The sequence below is a fragment of the Endozoicomonas euniceicola genome (genome assembly GCF_025562755.1).
GTDB lineage: Bacteria > Pseudomonadota > Gammaproteobacteria > Pseudomonadales > Endozoicomonadaceae > Endozoicomonas_A > Endozoicomonas_A euniceicola.
Genome location: NZ_CP103300.1, coordinates 4880444 through 4898168, shown reverse-complemented (window position 1 = coordinate 4898168; position 17725 = coordinate 4880444). Strand labels below are relative to the sequence as shown.

Here is a 17725-nt window from a genome sequence, read left to right as displayed (position 1 = left end):
GTGTCGTTATGGGCTGAAAAAGCCTTTTGAAAGGACTACGGGGCAGGATTGCCAATGCCTTTAATCAGTCAGGCACTTTCCATTACGGCCAAGTTCTTTGCAGGCCTCTAAGAACAGGGAATATTCGGGACTTTTCAGGGCATCTCCTGTTAGCTCCCAAAACCACATCCCCCCCAGCTTGTTGGCCCTGACCAGCTTACCTGCTTTTTCTTTGACTACTTCCTGGGTGTCTAAGGTAAACACTGGATAGGCAGGGTAAGGTGCACCTGATGAAGGTGCGGCATCAAAGTTGGCAGCAACATTTTTTTCGTTTCCTGACAGCCAGGCTATTTCAGGCTCTGGATAACTCAGTGTTAATTCGTCGGGAGGAAGCTGTCCCAGTGCGCCTCTGTTATCCATTTTGTTGAGAGTTAGGCAGTTGTTAGTGGCTTTACCACCGGTAACACTGCTAAGGAAGCACTGGTAATCATAGGCACCGGTGAAGTCTACCATACCGCCGACAGGGTAGTAGGGCTCGGGATTTGGGTTGTCCTGATAGTCGAAGTAGTTTGGATTGTCCTGGTAATAGGCGTTTTTAAACGCTTCTGCGTAACCCTCAAAAACAGGATATTGCAAATTGCCACGATAACCCTGTTTATTTGAGTCAGTTGGCTTATCTGCAACCAGCATTTCGCGTGCATAGGCAGGCATGCCCAGAATGATTTTATGGGCAGGAATTTTTTCGGTTTGGATATAGTAATCGATGACTTCCTGCAGCTCGTCGGGTCCACTCATACTTTTGGCGATGGCCTGATCTTTTGGCGCGCCTGCGTCAAACTCGCCATGGAGGTCAAAAGCCAACAGATCAAACCAGTCGACGTTTTTGGCAACTTTTTGCCAGTCAACCCCCTGTCTTGCCTGCCCTTTTGCCTTCTTAACAGAAGCAACAATGGCTGTTGACATATAGTAGCGCTTGTTATTGGCCGCTCCCAGTTTGTCGAGCATAATGCGCAGTTGAGTGATCATCTCTGTATATAACTTTCCTTCACCCTCATGCCCTTCCTGGTTTTCACTATGCCCATAACCAGGGTATTCCCAGTCAATACTGATACCGCTGAATTGAGGATGACCCTTAAGCCAGTTTTCAGTTGAAGTGAGAAAGCGGCTTATCACCTTCGGATCGGCTGTGTAATCCTTGTAAAACTCATTAAAGCGTTGGGTATAGCTCCAACCACCAACAGAGGCCATTAAAATAGTCCTATTCATCGAAGCCTTTGCATAACGTTCCATGTAAGTGATCGCATAGGATTCGCTGCAGGCACTGGCATCTTCCGGATAGGCAGGACAGTATGTTGATTGTCCTGTTCTGATCTTTTGTGCCAGCGCTTCAGGATCAACTATTGTGCCAGGTAGCCCTTGTTGCTGGTCGTTTAATACGGTTACACCGTTGTATAGTGGCTTTTTGTCCCTGAGCGTTTTGTTTGTGGTAATGCCAAGGAAGGCATAGACCATGTAATTGGCCGATCCAGCGGCTTTTTGGATTGCTGAGAGATCTTTGGTATAACCACCGCCGCGCCAGTAGGACCAGTTGGAATAATAGCCTCCGACCCAGCTGCCGTCAGGTTCTGTTGCTGTTGCAGTGTGTTGTTCAGTTTTATAACTCTCTCCAGGCGGAACATCTTCATCGGCAAAAATCAAACTGCTGCTGCACATAAATGCAGCTGATGCAGCAATAGTAGATATCTTTGTCTTTAGTTGAAGCATCTTGAGTTACCTCCAGAGCATTCGGGAAAAGAGTATTTCGGAGTCTCTGTTTTTTCGTGCAAGACACACGAAACACGATGAAGCACCTAACAGGGCAGCTGCTTTTATGCCAGCATGATGTATAGGTGAGCTTTTCTCTGAGGAAAATTGATCAGGATCAGGAACGCCCCTAAACAGGGCGAAAGCCGTAAGTTCAGTAAGTGAGGAATAGTGAGTTGAGGGTAATAGTATACGACGTGCTCAGTTTAGCAGAACTTTCAGATGCAACAAGAGCTAGTTTTTCCAATATGAAATTAACCCCGTTGCGTTGGATTGATCTGGGGCATCTGGCTTGACCAGCTGTTACCCGGGATGCTTCCGGGTATGTTAGCTATCCGGGCGTACCGCCGACAAGACTCACGGCTGGATGAGTAGTGGAATTTAGCTGAAATTGAACGGAAAGCGACTCAATCAGAAAGTACTGATGCTCGCTTTCACTGTGTTATTTCGGTCTGAGAAGGCCGGAACATTTACCTATATCCGTTATGGCTCGAAGTGTCGGATCCTGAAGTCAGGTCGTGGGTCTTTTTCTGCTGTTTTTTTAAGAGCCTTAAACCACTCGGGGACTTGTTTCCAGAAGCCAATGCTGAGTTTTTCAAGGTGTGCATGGGAAGAAGGCGCATCTTTCACAGGAATAAAGCTATTTCTCTCAGCTGGCCGTTTTGCGCGAATAAGTAAATTACTCAAGTTTTCGTCTTTTTTTGCAATATGGATAATCATTTTCTGATTTTTGTGGCAGTGTTCCAAAATTTCATAAATCAGGTCTTCGCAACGGAAATCAGGCCAGCATATAATAACAACTCGACTACTGCTAGCTTCCAGTGCTGCCAAAGCATCCATTTTTTCTATTGATGCTCCCTCGATAACCTCAAAATCCTTAACATGCTCCTTCATTCCTGTAGTTATGGATAATTCATGAGCCAGCGCCTGATCAATGTATAAATCTGACTCGAGAAGTTTGAAGCTGTCAGTGGATCGAGTCTGCACCCCCTGATCTTTCAGACCTTTTTGCAGCCAGCCGGCTCCAGCCATGACTTCCAGTGGCTCCTTTTCAGGGATCGTCGATAGGAAATTTGCAAGATCACGACAAAGCTTTTGATCCACGCTCCCATACATAAAGTAATCAAAGAACTTGCAGACTCGGAAATAAGAAAAAAGAAGATCGACGGATTTTTGCAGATGCTCTGGAATGTTTGGATTTTTGATGACGTCCTCTATCACTTTCTTTGCGAATGTTTTCGTCAAAGCTAACTCCGGGGTTTCAGCTATCTGAAGAGAATTAATGGTGTCGTTTATCAGGTTAAGAAATTGCAAAATCACTTGCTTTTCCCTGACGGGTAGCTTCGTTTGAGCAAGACTTGAGTTAAGGCTTTCCATTAATTGCGCCAACCTGTTGGTATTTGGCTGAGTACGACCAAAAGTAACGGCAAAGTGTCTTTTTATTCCGGCGGTCGGCGTAACATCTTGCACAACACTGAGTTCAGGGTTTTGTCTTTCTGGTTCACGTTCTTTTGATGTTTCAGCCGTTGAAGGAGGAGTTGCGGCTCCTGACAGCCGGTAATTCACAGCTTGATCAGATCGAATGGCGTCCATTCTATATAGTCCCTGTATAAGTTATTTCACCTATATGACCTTGATCTTCGCAGAAAGTTCACGGAAAAATGCACCAGCCCAAACCGTTTATTCCGTGCCATGCCTGGCGCATCAGCCAGTTCGTGAAGCGTTTCAGACAGTACTCGACTGTAAGAATATACGTCAGTGAAGGCCGTCATGGCTTCCATGAAGTTGATGTGAACACGATGGAAGGGTTTTGGTCACTTTTGCGATTCTGGCTGCGCCCTCATCGGGGTATATCACAAGTGAAGCTTCCGTTGTATCTGAGCTTCTTCGAGTGCCCGCACAACCTCAGGAGGCGCGGTAAAACAGCTTTGGCAGGGCTTTATGAGGAGGCTGGGGATAAAAAACAACAAAGAAACTGGAAAAACAGATCGCCCAACGGTACCGACTTCAGCTTTTCTGATGTCGGGCAATTGGGCGATCGTGCGCTCAGCGGATAAGCAGTAATGCAATCCCCGTCAGAAATAGAGATATAAAGCGCTGGCTGAACATGATTCTTACCACTCAACCGGACGAACAAAGGCATCCTTACCCGCATACTCCGCCATATCGCCCAGTTCTTCCTCAATCCGCATCAACTGATTGTATTTTTCTATCCGTTCGCCGCGACAGGGGGCACCGGTTTTCATATGCCCGGTTCCCAGTGCCACAGTCAGGTCAGCAATAAAAGTATCCATGGTCTCACCACTACGGTGCGACACAAAAGCCCCCCAGCCGCAGCTGTGGCAAAGATGCACCGCATCCACGGTTTCTGTTAGCGTACCAATCTGATTCAACTTAATGAGTGCTGAATTGGCGGCTTCCTGCTCTATCCCCCTGGCAATATATTCAACATTGGTGACAAAGATATCGTCACCCACAATCTCAACCCGGTCGCCCAGGGCATCATTAAGCACTGTCCAGCCTTCCCAGTCGTCTTCAGCCAGACCGTCTTCCAGCAGAATGATCGGAAAGGCGTCAATCAGTTCCCGATAATAGTCCGTCATTGCTTCAGCAGTGAGCGACCGTTTCTCGGTACGAAGGTGATACTTCCCGTCTTTGTAAAACTCAGACGACGCCGGATCAATGCAGAGACCAACGTCCTTGCCCGGTTTCAGCCCGGTTTTCTCAATACCGGCAATCATCAGCTCCAGCGGCTCCCTGTTGGAACCAACCTGAGGCGCAAATCCACCTTCATCCCCGACGCCGACATGATGCCCTTTCTCCAGCAATACGGCTCGAAGGGCATGATAAATTTCACTGGCCCAGCGCATGGCATCGATAAACGTATCAGCTCCATAGGGCGCAATCATATACTCCTGAAAGTCAGCGCCCTGCCAGCGACTATGAACCCCGCCATTCATAATGTTCAGGCAGGGAACAGGCAGAAGGTTAGCGCTGATTCCGCCAATATACTGATAAAGCGGTAATTGCACAGCGGTGGCTGCTGCTCTTGCGGTAGCCAGAGAGACCCCCAGAATGGCATTAGCGCCTAAACGTGATTTATCCGGGGTGCCATCCAGTTGTATGAGCTGATTATCAATCCAGGACTGATCCCGGACATTGGCTCCGTAAAAATGCTCTGTTATTTCGGTATTGATCAGCTCAACAGCCTTTTGTACCCCTTTACCTGAATATCGCCCCTCTTCATTATCCCTCAGTTCAACCGCTTCTCTGGAGCCCGTACTGGCGCCAGACGGTACGGAAGCCCTCGCAGAAATACCATTGATCAGGCTGCACTCCACCTCAACGGTAGGGTTTCCTCTGGAATCAAGAATTTCACGGGCATTCAGACCGTTAATTTCGAAATCCATGAGCGTTACCTCCACTTAGAGATAATTAAATATAGAAGTAGCAGCTGGTAATTGGTACACAATCAAACCTGAAGCCCGGAGTGAAGGCTGGCCGCAAAGAAGCTGGCGACCTGTTGTGATGCTGGTTTTTACGGCCTTGGTCGTTTGTCGCTGGTTAGGCTGGTCAGCTCCTGACCTCTCATCAGGGCTGGAGCTGAAACTTTTTTCCATTGTACAAGTGGGGATTGGTGGCTACATTGCCAGTCGTGGGCTTGAAAAGGCAGTGCATAAAATTAAATCATGAATTGGATGGGTAGGTTGTGCATTCATTACTAAATAAAATCCGTTGCTTTTTCCTCACGGTTTGTTTTCTGGCTTATTCACAGGATTTATGGGCGGTTACCATTCGAATAATAAATCAGCAAATTAATTTTGATTTTTCATTTGGTGCAGGGCTTAAGGTATTACCTATCTATCAAGTTCAGTTAGGGAATGGTATTACATATGACAAACTCCCCCACAGCCTTTCTGAAGAATGTTTAATAGAAGCAGGTCAAAATGACAGGGAAGTTCGTTTCATTTTTTCAGGTTTTGATGACGATGGTTATAATGAACTTACTCTTTCTGAAGAAGTGCAGGATCGATTTTTTCAGCTATTAACAAACAACCCCAACACATTGTTAGACCGAACAATGACCTGCCTCCAATTCTGTTATTTTTTGAAGACAGGTATCACTCAACAATCAAATGTCACAATGAAGTATTTTACTGTTAAAAAAAAAGATATTGAACCCGGTGACGTGGTTGCTATGAGAGATGATAGCGGAAAAGTGGTTCATCTGGCCTTATACATTTCACATGGAATTTATATAAGTAAATTTGGATTATCGGAGATTCTCTTTCATACAATCCAAGCCGCAGATGATTTTTATGGGCCGGGACTTCATAGCAGTATTCTTGTATTTAAGGGTACCAACTCATATGGGGATAATAACCACCCACCACCAGATGCCGGTGCATGCGGCGGGGCTTCAACATCAGCCTATTAATCCGGGCTCCCTGAAAACTCATTTATTGCGGGGGGGCGGAACCGCCGAATATCGCCAGCGACAAAGTGAAATCATATACAGCTGAATGGCAGGGATTCACTCTGTCAGTGTGACTAACAGCCTGGTTATACCAGCTTTTAAAAGTACTCTGTAAGATTGCCACCAGTTAAGGAAAAGCCCCATGGAAGGAGTAAATCATGGCCCTATCCATTAATCTGGAAGACCACTACCACTACACACTGGTAGAAATTGAAGGCAAGGTTGACGCCAGCTCGGCAGAGATGCTTGACCGGGCGCTGGAATCAGCCACTTTTGAAGGCAACCGTCATCTGGTTCTGGACTGTTCGCATCTGTCCAGCATCAGTTCAGAAGGACTGCGTGTGTTGATGAACGCCAGAAACCAGCTGTCACGATTTCATAGTCTGACCCTGTGCAACGTGCCTTCTGCCATTAACTCTCTGCTCAGGCTCTGCGGTATATCCCGATACATAGCCATTGTCAAAGATGTCGATGAAGCAGAAGCCCTGCTTTATGAAAGAGAAGCTGAACTGAAAAATGCCAGTTAGCTGGAAAACAACACCTCAAAGACAATCAGGTCAACGTTATCAAGGTGGTTTTCAGCTCGGTGTATTTGTCAAAGGCATGTAACGACTTGTCACGGCCAATACCAGACTGTTTGAAACCACCAAAGGGAACGGTCATATCCCCGCCGTGGTAATTATTCACAAACACCGAACCGGAACGCAGCCGTTTTGCCACTCTGTGCGCCCTGCTCAGATTGTCTGTCCAGAGCGCAGCGCCAAGACCGTATATCGTATCATTGGCAATCTGAATCGCTTCTTCTTCACTATCAAATACAATGGCTGAAAGCACCGGGCCAAAAATTTCTTCCCGGGCAATGGGCATTGAGTTATCAACCCCCTCAAACACGGTCGGTTCAATATAAAAACCACCGGTTTCCTGCATTATCTGCCGGCCACCGAAGGTCAGTCTTGCACCGCCTTGCTGACCCGCTTCAATATACTCCAAAACCTTTGTCGTCTGAATCTGATCGACCATGGCACCCGACCGGGTTTCAGGGTCGAGAGGGTGGCCCGGATGCCAGTCGTGCATATGCTGCTTCACTAACACCATAAAGTCATCATAAATACTGCGTTCCACCAGCAGCCGGGAAGCCGCTGTGCAAACCTCTCCCTGGTTATAGCCAATCGCCATAGCAGCCACACTGGCAGCTTTATCCAGATTTTCACAGTCGGCAAAAACAATTTGTGGACTTTTCCCGCCCGCTTCCAGCCAGACCCGTTTCATATTGGATTCACCCGCATACACCTGCAACTGCTTAGCAACAGCCGTCGATCCGGTAAAAGCAATACAGTCCACATCGTTATGCTGTGCCAGGGCTTTACCCGCCGTATGACCAAAGCCGGGCAGCACCTGTATAACACCTTTGGGCAGCCCTGCCTGCTCCGCCAGTTCTGCAATACGAATCGCCGTCAGTGGAGACTTTTCAGAAGGTTTCAGAATCACACTGTTACCCGCTGCCAGTGCCGGTCCCAGTTTCCAGCAGGCCATATTCAACGGGAAATTCCAGGGCACCACAGCAGCAACAACGCCAATGGGTTCACGAGTCACCAGACCCAGTACATTGTCCCCAGTAGGTGCTACTTCGTCGTATAGTTTATCAATGGCTTCGGCACACCAGCGGATACAGTTGATACTGCCGGGGATATCATCATTCAAAGCTTCCGAAATGGGTTTGCCCATATCCAGCGTTTCCAGCAGGGCCAATTCCTGAGCATGGTTTTCCATCCGTTTAGCAAAAGCCTGCAGGATGTCTTTGCGTTTGGCCGGAGACAGCCTTGACCACTCGCCTGATTCAAAGGTTGTGCGGGCAACCGTCACGGCTCTGTCAACATCGGCGGAATCACAGCTGGCTACTTTGACCAGGTGACGCCCGTCCACCGGCGACTGGCAATCGAAGGTTTCTCCGGATTCGGCATGGGTATACCCGCCATTGATCCACGCCCTGCCATTGATTGAGAGACTGTCGGCCATGGCTTCCCATTCGGAACGCGTCAAGTTGCTCATGCGACCTCCACACTGGAATGTTTTTATCCTGCAAGAAATCTCATTAAAGGCGAGGATCACAATTTAATCAACGGTACGACACCAGCAAACTTCTGACCCCGGTATTCAGCGTTGACGTAACGCCGGAGATAACAGGAGCTTTTCATCGATGGGAACAAAATTTGTGGCAGCATCCATCAGTGAGCTGGCTGTTAAAGCGGGTACACCAAAAACATCCACCTGGGTTTCAAAACGATCCTGTAACTTTTTAACCAGCAGGTCGAAGTCACCATCACCTGAAGCCAGGACCAGTCTGTCAGCCTGAGCGCCATATTCAATGGCATCCAGCGTAATGCCCACATCCCAGTCGCCTTTAGCGGAACCATCGCTACGCTGGATAAAGGGTTTCAGTTTCACCTCAAAACCAATGGCTCTCAGGATTCGCTGAAACTGTCGTTGTTTTTCATCACCACGGTCAATGGCGTAGGCAATCGCCTTGCTGACTTTACGCCCCTGCGTGACCTCTGCCCAGAAAGCGTTATAGTCAAAATTGCACTGATAAAAGCTTCTGGTGGTGTAATAAATATTCTGCACGTCAACCAGCAGCACAACTGTTTCCATTAATAAGACCTTGTCGTTAGCGTTTATCCAGATAGGAAGCATAGCAGGAAGACAGCCGCAGCTGTTGGCTGTTGGCTGTTGGCTGTTGGCTGTTGGCTGTTGGCTGTTGGCTGTTGGCTGTTGGCTGTTGGCTGTTCAACTAAAAGCTAACAGCTAAAAGCTAAAAGCTAAAAGCCAAAGGCCAACAGCTAAAGTCAAGCCGCATCAATCGCGTTAATGGATTCATACAGGCCCCCCAGCACCGGAACCGCTTCTTCAACCGCTACAAACTGATCAAAGATATTCAGTTTGGCGTATTTACCCTCTTCCCTGACAACACAGCCGATTTTATCAGCAATGTAGCTCAGATGTTCCCTGTCTTCCTGCTTTGAAGTCAACGCCTGTAAATCAATTTTGAATCGTCGGGGAGCGGTATGCCTGCGCTTTACCTGAATAAGCACCCCGTTGCAGTCCAGCTGCAAATTGGTTGAGCGATTGTCACGCTCATCCAACTCATCCCTGAATTGAATATCCAGATTGCGCTCAAATTCTTCCCGTAAGTTTTCAAGGTATGGCACAACCCCGAATAGCTTGCCTTGTTCCCGGCTCATCACGCTTCCCCCGTAAATGTTTGGTCGCTCGATTCTTACTTTATTTTTAAAGAATAAATTTGATATGAGTCATACAATGACAAAAAACAGATAACATTTTAACTATTGAAATATAAAGACTTTCTACGTTGTATTAATACCTGTTGAATGACGTTAATTCGAGTTAATTAACGCTCAATAATGACAGTTTTATTTTAATTAAGGAGAACGTCGGACTGTGCAGAATAATGCCTGCTTCCCTTCGGCCACTCCGTAATAGTATTGACCTGGATCAAGTGATTTACTGACTGAGTGCCTTACCGCTTAAGATCAGGCTGACCGGTACTTTTTCAACCTTGATCTCAAAATTAAACTTAAGTTATATTCCAAAAACCGCTACCACGGTTCGGTTTTCCACTAGCGTGGAACCATTGCAAACGAAGAGAAAGAGCATTATAAGCAGGGTTTGTGTAGTACCTGTTGGTCAAATAATCAGAAACAAACGGATGCGCGTAAGGTTGTGTACCGTTTGTCGCAGTATTGATCTCTGTGATAGCCACAGAAATCCATACTCCTGCCAAAGTGCCCACACGCCCACAATAAATCAGAAAATCCATCTAAAAAAAATGATCAGATGCTATTTAACAGACGGCATCCATTATGGGAGATATGTAACATGAAGAAGCCATCCAAGGCTCTGTCACTGGCTGGAATACCAGCGTTAACGTTAGCTGCAACCATTGCAGCCACTACCGCTAACGCAGCGTTCGTTCCCGCAGGCACTCAGCTGGCTGATGTTCAGGAACTGGTGCGCGGTAACGGTGCCGAACCTGCTTCCCTGGATCCTCAAAAGGTGGAAGAAGTTTCAGGAGCCGCTGTGGTTCGAGACCTGTTTGAAGGGCTGGTTACACAAGACCTGGAAGGCAATACTATTCCAGCTCAGGCTGAAAGTTGGGAAGTTTCTGAAGATAACAAAGTCTTCACCTTCAAGATTCGCGACGACGCCAACTGGTCCAACGGTGATCCGGTTACCGCTGAAGATTTTGTCTTCGCCTTCCAGCGTGCGGTTGATCCGGCCACGGCTTCCCGTTATGCCTGGTACGTAGAAATTCCAACCATTATCAATGCTTCCGACATTATTGCAGGCAAAGCAGCGGTGGACTCCCTCGGCGTAAAAGCGTTGGACAGCAAAACGTTCCGGGTGACCCTGGAAAAGCCCGTGCCTTACTTCATTAAAATGCTGGCGCACCAGACGATGTTCCCGGTTCCAACGAAGGTGGTAAAGAAACACGGCGATCAGTGGACCCGTGTGGAAAACATTGTTTCCAACGGCCCTTACGTTCTGGATCAATGGGTAGTCAACGAGCGTATCGTTCTGAAGCGTAACAGGGGTTACTGGAACGACAGGGAAACCGTGATCAATAAAGTCACCCATTTACCCATCGTATCTGAGACAGCGGAACTGAATCGTTACAAGGCTGGCGAGCTGGACATGACCTATGTCATTCCATCCAAACACTTCAGCGCTCTGCAAAAAGAAATTCCTGAAGAAATCAAGACCAGCCCCCAGCTGGGTACTTACTATTACGAGTTCAACACCCAGGTAAAACCATTCGACGATGTTCGTGTACGTAAGGCGCTGTCTTATGCGATCAACCGTGACGCGATCACCAAAAACATCACCAAACAAGGGCAGATTCCCGCTTATACCTTTACTCCGGGTGCGGTAGCCGGTTTTACTCCGCCCGCAACAGACTACAGCCAGCTGACTCAAAATGAGCGTAACGCAAAAGCGAAGCAGCTGTTGGAAGAGGCAGGTTATAACAAGAGCAATCCCCTGAAACTGAACCTGCTCTACAACACCAGCGAAGCCCATAAAGACATCGCGGTCGCTATTTCCTACATGTGGAAATCCCTGGGCGTTCAGACCACGCTGGAAAATCAGGAATGGAAAACGTTCCTGGACACCAAGAACGACGGCAAATTTGATGTTTCCCGTGCAGGCTGGCTGGGTGACTATAATGAACCTTCCACCATGCTGGACCTGAAGATGTCCACCCACGGTCAGAACGACGGTAAGTGGCTTAATGATCAGTATGACGCGTTAATGAATAAGTCCCGCACTGTGACTTCCGATAAAGAACGTGAAGCCCTGTATGTAGAAGCAGAAAATCTGCTGGCTGAAGGAATGCCTTTGGCACCGATCTACCAGTACGTCACCAGTCGTCTGGTTAAGCCTCATGTAGGCGGCTACACCACCAAAAATGTAGAGGACAACATCTATACCAGAGATCTCTACATCATCAAACAATAAGTACCCTTGGTGTTTTCAACCCTCCGTGGCGGATGTACCCGCCACACTGGGTTGATGACTCTGGAGTGAATCACGAAGGTGTATAAATGTTTACATTCGCTTTAAAGCGCTTTGCCATTGCCATCCCAACGCTGTTTATTCTCATCGCTTTGTCCTTCTTTTTGATGCAGATGGCACCCGGCAGCCCCTTTACCGGTGACTTCAATATGCCGCCGGAAATCCTCGCCAACCTTGAGGCCAAGTACCACCTGGACGAGCCCTTGTGGCAACAGTTTGTTTACTACCTGAACGACTTGCTACACGGTGACCTGGGTCCGTCTTTCAAATATAAGGACTACACCGTTAATGAACTGGTGGCACAGAGCTTCCCGGTGTCCTTGACCATAGGCTCCATCGCCTTTGTGATTACGGTACTGGTCGGTGTCAGCCTGGGAACCATTGCCGCACTAAAACAGAACTCATGGATCGACTATACCGTTATGACCTTTTCCATGATTGGTGTAGTACTGCCCTCGTTCGTGATAGCACCGCTGATGGTACTGATTTTCTCCATCGCCCTGGGCTGGCTTCCCGCCGGTGGCTGGAATGGGGGTAGTTGGGAGAATATGGTGCTACCGGTAGCGGCGATGACCATTCTTTATATTGCAGCCGTCGCCAGAATCATGCGTTCCAGCATGATTGAAACCATGAACAGTAACTTTATCCGCACCTGTCGGGCTAAAGGTCTGCCGAAGCATAAGATTATTCTGCGCCATGCCCTGAAACCGGCGTTGCTGCCAGTGGTTTCTTATCTTGGGCCTGCCTTTGTCGGCATCATTACCGGCTCGGTAGTGATTGAAACGGTGTTTGGCCTGCCGGGTATTGGTCAGCACTTTGTCAATGGTGCTCTGAACCGGGACTACTCTCTGGTACTGGGCCTGACCATCATTATCGGTTCGCTGACCATCCTGTTCAACGCCGTCGTCGATATTCTCTACGGAATGATCGACCCTAAAATTCGGATGGGAGGCTGATTCATGGCGACATCCACAATGAATAAAAGTTTGATGAATAGCATGGTTATGAAAGGTGAATCGCAGGAAGCGCTGGAAAACTTTTCCGACCAGCTGGAAGTTGAAGGTCGCAGCCTCTGGGCAGACGCACGTCGTCGTTTTTTCAATAACAAGGCCGCTGTCGCCAGTCTGATTATTCTGGGACTGGTCTCTGTGCTGATATTCTTTGGCCCACTGTTCAGTCAGTTCGCTTTTGACGAGATTGACTGGTCGTACATGGCTTCCGCTCCGTCCATGGAAAATGGCCATTACTTTGGTACTGACTATCTGGGACGGGACATGTTTGTTCGCACTCTGGAAGGGGGGCGTATCTCGTTTATGGTCGGTGCGCTGGGCGCGCTGGTCGCTGTCACCATCGGTACGATTTATGGCTCTATGGCCGGTTTCCTCGGCGGTCGTATCGATAATATCATGATGAGAACCCTGGAAATTCTTCAGTCTTTCCCCTTTATGTTTCTGGTGATCCTGATGGTGACCTTCTTTGGTCGCTCCATTCTGCTGATCTTCGTGGCTATTGGCGCGGTGTCCTGGCTGGACATGGCACGTATTGTTCGCGGTCAGACACTGAGTTTGAAAAGTAAGGAATTTATTGAAGCAGCGATCATCAGCGGTGCCAACTCCCGCCAGATTATCTTCCGTCACCTGATTCCCAATCTGCTGGGCATTGTCGTGGTGTATGCATCTCTGCTGGTGCCGGGCATGATTCTGTTTGAATCCTTCCTGAGTTTCCTCGGTCTGGGTGTGCAGGAGCCCATGACCAGCTGGGGTGCCCTGGTCAACGAAGGAGCACAAACCATGGAAGTGGCTGTCTGGCAGCTGGCATTCCCAACCAGCTTTCTGGTCATCACCCTGTTCTGCTTTAATTTTATTGGCGATGGCCTGCGTGACGCCCTCGACCCAAAAGACCGTTAAGAAAAGGAGGTATTAATGAATCTTTTAGAGGTAGATAACCTCCGGGTTAGATTCACGACGCCGGACGGTGAAGTGACCGCAGTGAATAATATGACCTTCTCCCTGAAGGCCGGTGAAACACTGGGACTGGTGGGGGAATCGGGTTCCGGTAAAAGTCAGACCGCTTTTGCCTTAATGGGCTTACTGGCAAAGAACGGCATCATTGAAGGCTCTGCCAGATTTGAAGGCCGTGAAATTCTTGGTCTGTCGGAAGCCGAGTTGAATAAAGTGCGCGCAGAACAGATCGCCATGATCTTTCAGGATCCAATGACCTCTCTGAATCCCTACATGAAAATCGGTCCGCAACTGATGGAAGTGCTGCAACTCCACAAAGGCATGAGCAAAAAAGAGGCTTTCGAAGAGTCCGTGAGGATGCTGGATGCGGTGAAAATTCCGGAAGCCCGCAAGCGGATGCAGATGTACCCCCACGAATTCTCTGGCGGTATGCGACAGCGGGTAATGATTGCGATGGCCCTGCTCTGTCGTCCAAAGCTGCTGATTGCTGACGAACCGACGACGGCTCTGGATGTCACCGTTCAGGCACAGATCATGGATCTGTTGAACGAACTGAAGAGTGAGTTCAATACCGCCATTATCATGATCACCCACGACCTTGGCGTGATAGCCGGTATCTGCAACAAGGTACTGGTCATGTACGCCGGTCGTACTATGGAATACGGCACCACGGATGAACTGTTTTACGACCCTCATCACCCCTATTCCCGTGGGTTACTGGAAGCTATTCCCCGTCTGGATACTCAGGGCGAAGTGTTAACAACGATTCCGGGCAACCCGCCAAACCTGCTTAGCCTGCCAACCGGCTGCCCCTTCCAGGATCGTTGCCTGAATGCTAAGTCCCGCTGCTATCAGGAAGCCCCGCCCCTGGAAACCTTCGGTACCGGACGTCAGAAAGCCTGCTTCTGGACACCGGATTCACCTTTAGCAGGAAGTGCCGCATGACCGACCCGATTTTAAAAGTACGCGACGTTAAAGTTCACTTTCCCATCCATAAGGCCAAAAGCTGGCCCTGGGAAAAGTCACCGGTTTTGAAAGCGGTGGACGGGGTAAGTTTTGATTTACTTGAAGGGGAAACCCTGGGTGTCGTAGGGGAGTCCGGCTGCGGTAAATCGACCCTGGCCCGATCCATTATTGGTCTGGTAAAAGCCACGGATGGCAGCATCCACTGGCAAAACAAAGAGCTGATCGGCTTGTCTGACAAAGGCATGAACGAGGTTCGTAAGGATATCCAGATGATCTTTCAGGACCCGCTGGCTTCCCTGAATCCACGGATGACCCTTGGTGATATTATTGCTGAGCCGCTGCGTAACTATTACCCGGAACTGGGCAAGGATGAGGTAAAAACCAGGGTTCGTGAAATGATGAACCGGGTGGGTCTGTTGCCTAATGTGATTAACCGCTATCCCCATGAGTTCTCTGGTGGGCAGTGCCAGCGGATTGGTATTGCCCGGGCGCTGATTGTGAAGCCAAAGCTGGTGATTTGTGACGAGCCTGTGAGTGCACTGGACGTTTCTATTCAGGCCCAGGTCATCAACCTGCTGAAAGAGTTGCAGAAAGAAATAGGACTCTCCCTGATATTTATTGCCCACGACCTGAGCGTTGTAAAACACATCAGTGATCGTGTATTGGTCATGTATCTGGGTAACGAAGTGGAAACCGCCAGAGGTGAGCCTATTTACAACGATCCTCGTCACCCTTACACCAAAGCGTTGCTCTCAGCAGTACCGATTCCTGATCCAAAGTTGGAAAAAAGCAAGAAAATTCAGCTACTCGAAGGTGATCTACCGTCGCCTATCAGTCCGCCGAGTGGCTGTGTTTTCAGAACTCGCTGCCCTATTGCTGATAAAAGTTGCGCCCAACAGCGTCCTCACCCGTTAGATGCAGGCAATGAACACTACGTTTCCTGCCCTAAGGCTCTATAAAGTCGTTACGAACAGCCAGTCTGACTGCAACTTATACCTACTTGCAGTCAGCACTTATACCGATAACTAAAAGACAATGGATCGATATATTTAACATTAATCAATACCATCCACAGCTATTTTGCCGTTTTTCCCTACTCCTTATCCTGCATAAAAATTCAATAATTCCGGCTCCCTGATCAATGCAGTTTATTTTCAACATTACAACACACCTCTGCTCTGCATTGCCCGCTGCCCTGGCAGCCTATTAAAACAGGATTTTTTATGAGTACAGCGGTCAACGCAATAGCCAACAATAAACAGAAAAGCGCGCTACAGCGTTTTCTGGATGTTATCGAGCGAGGCGGTAATGCCCTGCCTCATCCGATCATCATGTTCTTCTACTTTGCGGCAGGCACCATTGTTCTGTCAGCCGTTCTGAACATGCTGGGCATATCGGTAACCTACGAGGCTATGGACCGGGCTACCGGCGAACTGACGCCAACCACCGTGACCATTCAAAGCCTGCTGACAGCAGACGGCATTCGTTTTATGTTTACCAATGCCATTCGTGCCTTTACCGGTCATGCGGCGCTTGGCACCATTCTGGTGGCCATGCTGGGTGTTGGGGTAGCAGAGTCTTCCGGCCTTATCAGCGCCATGCTCAAGCGTGTTGTGCTGGCGACACCTAAACGACTGATTACACCGATTCTGGTCTTCGCTGGCATTATGTCCAATGTGGCATCCGACGCGGGTTATGTTGTTCTTGTACCTCTGGGTGCCATTGTCTTTATGAGCTTTGGTCGTCACCCACTGGCAGGTATTGCAGCAGCGTTTGCCGGTGTATCCGGTGGTTTCTCCGCTAACCTGGTGATCGGCTCTACCGACCCTCTGCTGGGCGGTATCTCTACGGAAGCGGCACGTATCCTTGACCCGACCTATATGGTGACCCCGGTTGCAAACTATTACTTTATGTTTGTGTCCACATTCCTGATCACCATGGTGGGTACTTTTGTTACCGATAAGATCGTTGAACCCCGCCTGGGTCAATATAACGGTGAGATGACAAAGCAGGCTGACCAGATGACGCCTGAAGAACTGCAGGGCCTGAAGCGTGCCAAATGGGCTTTTCTGACCCTGGCAGGTATTGTGGCAGCACTGGTTTTGCCAGAGTCTGCACCTTTGCGCGATCCGGCTACCGGTAGCATTCTGGGTAACTCACCGTTCATGCAGTCCATTATCATTTTCCTGACGGCTGCCTTTTTGATTCCCGGCGTGGCCTATGGTTACGGTGCCAAAACCATTACCAGTCCTGACGATATTGTCAAAGGTCTGATAAAGGCCATGTCGTCCATGGGCAGCGTGCTGGTGATTATTTTTGTCTCTGCACAGTTTGTGTCTTACTTTGCCTACTCAAATCTTGGCATTGTAGCGGCGGTTTCCGGCGCAGAGATTCTGCACGGGATTGGTTTTACCGGTATTCCTCTGGCAGTCGCCATGGTGGTTCTGGCTGCGGTGACTAACCTGTTTATGGGTGGAGCCAGCTCCAAGTGGCTGATTATGGCTCCGGTGTTTATCCCGATGTTCATGCAGATGGGATTCAGCCCTGAGTACACCCAGGTAGCCTACCGAATTGGTGACTCTACCACCAACATCATCACTCCACTGATGACTTACTTCCCGATCATCGCCAGTTTTGCGGCCCGCTATGAAGAGAAGAATGGTCCGAAGATTGGTATTGGTACGATGATCTCCATGATGATGCCGTACACCTTCTTCTTCCTGGGAGGCTGGATTGTGATGTTTATTATCTGGAGTGTACTGAACCTGCCACTGGGTCCTGGCGCTGCGATGATGCTGTAAGGGAAGCAGCAGAACATAATATACCGCTGTTGGCTGTTGGCTGTAAGAGCAGCTAATAGCCAAAAGCCAACAGCCCGGTAAGTTATTGAATGCTGCGCCCCTAAGCAGCCATCTGCACAAGTAGCGCTCTCAATAAAAACGCCCATGAT

The 17725-nt window shown here is 48.7% G+C and carries 15 protein-coding genes; 9 read left to right on the top strand and 6 right to left on the bottom strand.

The window, feature by feature from the left end; genetic code table 11:
- Positions 1-60: 60 nt before the first annotated feature.
- Positions 61-1692, bottom strand: a complete 1632-nt coding sequence (locus NX720_RS19820) for a glycosyl hydrolase family 18 protein (protein ID WP_262596952.1) — start codon at positions 1690-1692, stop codon at positions 61-63.
- A 573-nt stretch (positions 1693-2265) separates the two neighbouring features.
- Entirely contained in the window at positions 2266-3375 is a 1110-nt protein-coding gene (locus NX720_RS19815) for a hypothetical protein (RefSeq protein WP_262596950.1), read from the bottom strand.
- Positions 3376-3443: 68 nt separating this feature from the next.
- Between NX720_RS19815 and NX720_RS19810 the strand changes: the two genes are divergently transcribed.
- A complete protein-coding gene (locus NX720_RS19810; RefSeq protein ID WP_262596949.1) occupies positions 3444-3839 on the top strand; it encodes a hypothetical protein in 396 nt (131 codons plus the stop codon).
- Positions 3840-3896: 57 nt separating this feature from the next.
- Here the strand turns inward: NX720_RS19810 and eno are convergent, their stop codons facing one another.
- Positions 3897-5192, bottom strand: a complete 1296-nt coding sequence (gene eno, locus NX720_RS19805) for a phosphopyruvate hydratase (protein WP_262596947.1) — start codon at positions 5190-5192, stop codon at positions 3897-3899.
- Positions 5193-5491: 299 nt separating this feature from the next.
- Between eno and NX720_RS19800 the strand changes: the two genes are divergently transcribed.
- Together NX720_RS19800 and NX720_RS19795 are read left to right on the top strand one after the other, a co-directional pair.
- The gene (locus tag NX720_RS19800) at positions 5492-6220 is read left to right on the top strand and encodes an NlpC/P60 family protein (RefSeq protein WP_262596946.1); all 729 of its coding nucleotides are present in this window, start codon (positions 5492-5494) and stop codon (positions 6218-6220) included.
- Positions 6221-6417: 197 nt separating this feature from the next.
- Entirely contained in the window at positions 6418-6786 is a 369-nt protein-coding gene (locus NX720_RS19795) for an STAS domain-containing protein (RefSeq protein ID WP_262596945.1), read from the top strand.
- A 25-nt stretch (positions 6787-6811) separates the two neighbouring features.
- On the opposite strand, the gene NX720_RS19790 is transcribed toward NX720_RS19795, so the two are convergent.
- The 3 genes from NX720_RS19790 to NX720_RS19780 all read right to left on the bottom strand — a co-directional run bounded on the left by NX720_RS19790 (position 6812) and on the right by NX720_RS19780 (position 9498).
- The gene (locus NX720_RS19790) at positions 6812-8308 is read right to left on the bottom strand and encodes an aldehyde dehydrogenase (RefSeq protein WP_262596943.1); all 1497 of its coding nucleotides are present in this window, start codon (positions 8306-8308) and stop codon (positions 6812-6814) included.
- A 105-nt stretch (positions 8309-8413) separates the two neighbouring features.
- A complete protein-coding gene (locus tag NX720_RS19785; RefSeq protein WP_262596942.1) occupies positions 8414-8908 on the bottom strand; it encodes a LabA-like NYN domain-containing protein in 495 nt (164 codons plus the stop codon).
- A 194-nt stretch (positions 8909-9102) separates the two neighbouring features.
- Positions 9103-9498 (bottom strand): hypothetical protein, encoded by a 396-nt coding sequence (locus NX720_RS19780; protein WP_262596941.1) that lies wholly within the window; start codon positions 9496-9498, stop codon positions 9103-9105.
- Between the two features lie 655 nt (positions 9499-10153).
- Here NX720_RS19780 and NX720_RS19775 point away from each other — a divergent pair.
- From NX720_RS19775 to NX720_RS19750, 6 genes are all read left to right on the top strand, one after another.
- Positions 10154-11791 (top strand): peptide ABC transporter substrate-binding protein, encoded by a 1638-nt coding sequence (locus tag NX720_RS19775; protein ID WP_262596939.1) that lies wholly within the window; start codon positions 10154-10156, stop codon positions 11789-11791.
- An 86-nt stretch (positions 11792-11877) separates the two neighbouring features.
- Positions 11878-12804, top strand: coding sequence for an oligopeptide ABC transporter permease OppB (oppB, locus tag NX720_RS19770; protein WP_262596938.1), 927 nt, complete (start codon positions 11878-11880; stop codon positions 12802-12804).
- A gap of 42 nt (positions 12805-12846) precedes the next feature.
- Positions 12847-13755, top strand: coding sequence for an oligopeptide ABC transporter permease OppC (oppC, locus tag NX720_RS19765; RefSeq protein ID WP_262601616.1), 909 nt, complete (start codon positions 12847-12849; stop codon positions 13753-13755).
- 15 nt (positions 13756-13770) lie between these two features.
- A complete protein-coding gene (gene oppD, locus NX720_RS19760; protein WP_262596937.1) occupies positions 13771-14754 on the top strand; it encodes an oligopeptide ABC transporter ATP-binding protein OppD in 984 nt (327 codons plus the stop codon).
- A complete protein-coding gene (oppF, locus tag NX720_RS19755; protein WP_262596935.1) occupies positions 14751-15734 on the top strand; it encodes a murein tripeptide/oligopeptide ABC transporter ATP binding protein OppF in 984 nt (327 codons plus the stop codon). The genes oppD and oppF overlap by 4 nt, the downstream gene beginning before the upstream one ends.
- Positions 15735-15998: 264 nt before the next feature.
- Complete coding sequence (locus tag NX720_RS19750; RefSeq protein ID WP_262596934.1) at positions 15999-17576, top strand: AbgT family transporter; 1578 nt, start codon at positions 15999-16001, stop codon at positions 17574-17576.
- Positions 17577-17725 lie beyond the last annotated feature (149 nt).

Bases quoted from the DNA above. Each gene is read 5' to 3' on its own strand.
- NX720_RS19820 (WP_262596952.1), bottom strand. From the start codon at position 1,692: ATGTGCAGCAGCAGTTTGATTTTTGCCGATGAAGATGTTCCGCCTGGA.
- NX720_RS19815 (WP_262596950.1), bottom strand. From the start codon at position 3,375: ATGGACGCCATTCGATCTGATCAAGCTGTGAATTACCGGCTGTCAGGA.
- NX720_RS19810 (WP_262596949.1), top strand. From the start codon at position 3,444: ATGCACCAGCCCAAACCGTTTATTCCGTGCCATGCCTGGCGCATCAGC.
- eno (WP_262596947.1), bottom strand. From the start codon at position 5,192: ATGGATTTCGAAATTAACGGTCTGAATGCCCGTGAAATTCTTGATTCC.
- NX720_RS19795 (WP_262596945.1), top strand. From the start codon at position 6,418: ATGGCCCTATCCATTAATCTGGAAGACCACTACCACTACACACTGGTA.
- NX720_RS19790 (WP_262596943.1), bottom strand. From the start codon at position 8,308: ATGAGCAACTTGACGCGTTCCGAATGGGAAGCCATGGCCGACAGTCTC.
- NX720_RS19785 (WP_262596942.1), bottom strand. From the start codon at position 8,908: ATGGAAACAGTTGTGCTGCTGGTTGACGTGCAGAATATTTATTACACC.
- NX720_RS19780 (WP_262596941.1), bottom strand. From the start codon at position 9,498: ATGAGCCGGGAACAAGGCAAGCTATTCGGGGTTGTGCCATACCTTGAA.
- NX720_RS19775 (WP_262596939.1), top strand. From the start codon at position 10,154: ATGAAGAAGCCATCCAAGGCTCTGTCACTGGCTGGAATACCAGCGTTA.
- oppB (WP_262596938.1), top strand. From the start codon at position 11,878: ATGTTTACATTCGCTTTAAAGCGCTTTGCCATTGCCATCCCAACGCTG.
- oppC (WP_262601616.1), top strand. From the start codon at position 12,847: ATGGTTATGAAAGGTGAATCGCAGGAAGCGCTGGAAAACTTTTCCGAC.
- oppD (WP_262596937.1), top strand. From the start codon at position 13,771: ATGAATCTTTTAGAGGTAGATAACCTCCGGGTTAGATTCACGACGCCG.
- oppF (WP_262596935.1), top strand. From the start codon at position 14,751: ATGACCGACCCGATTTTAAAAGTACGCGACGTTAAAGTTCACTTTCCC.
- NX720_RS19750 (WP_262596934.1), top strand. From the start codon at position 15,999: ATGAGTACAGCGGTCAACGCAATAGCCAACAATAAACAGAAAAGCGCG.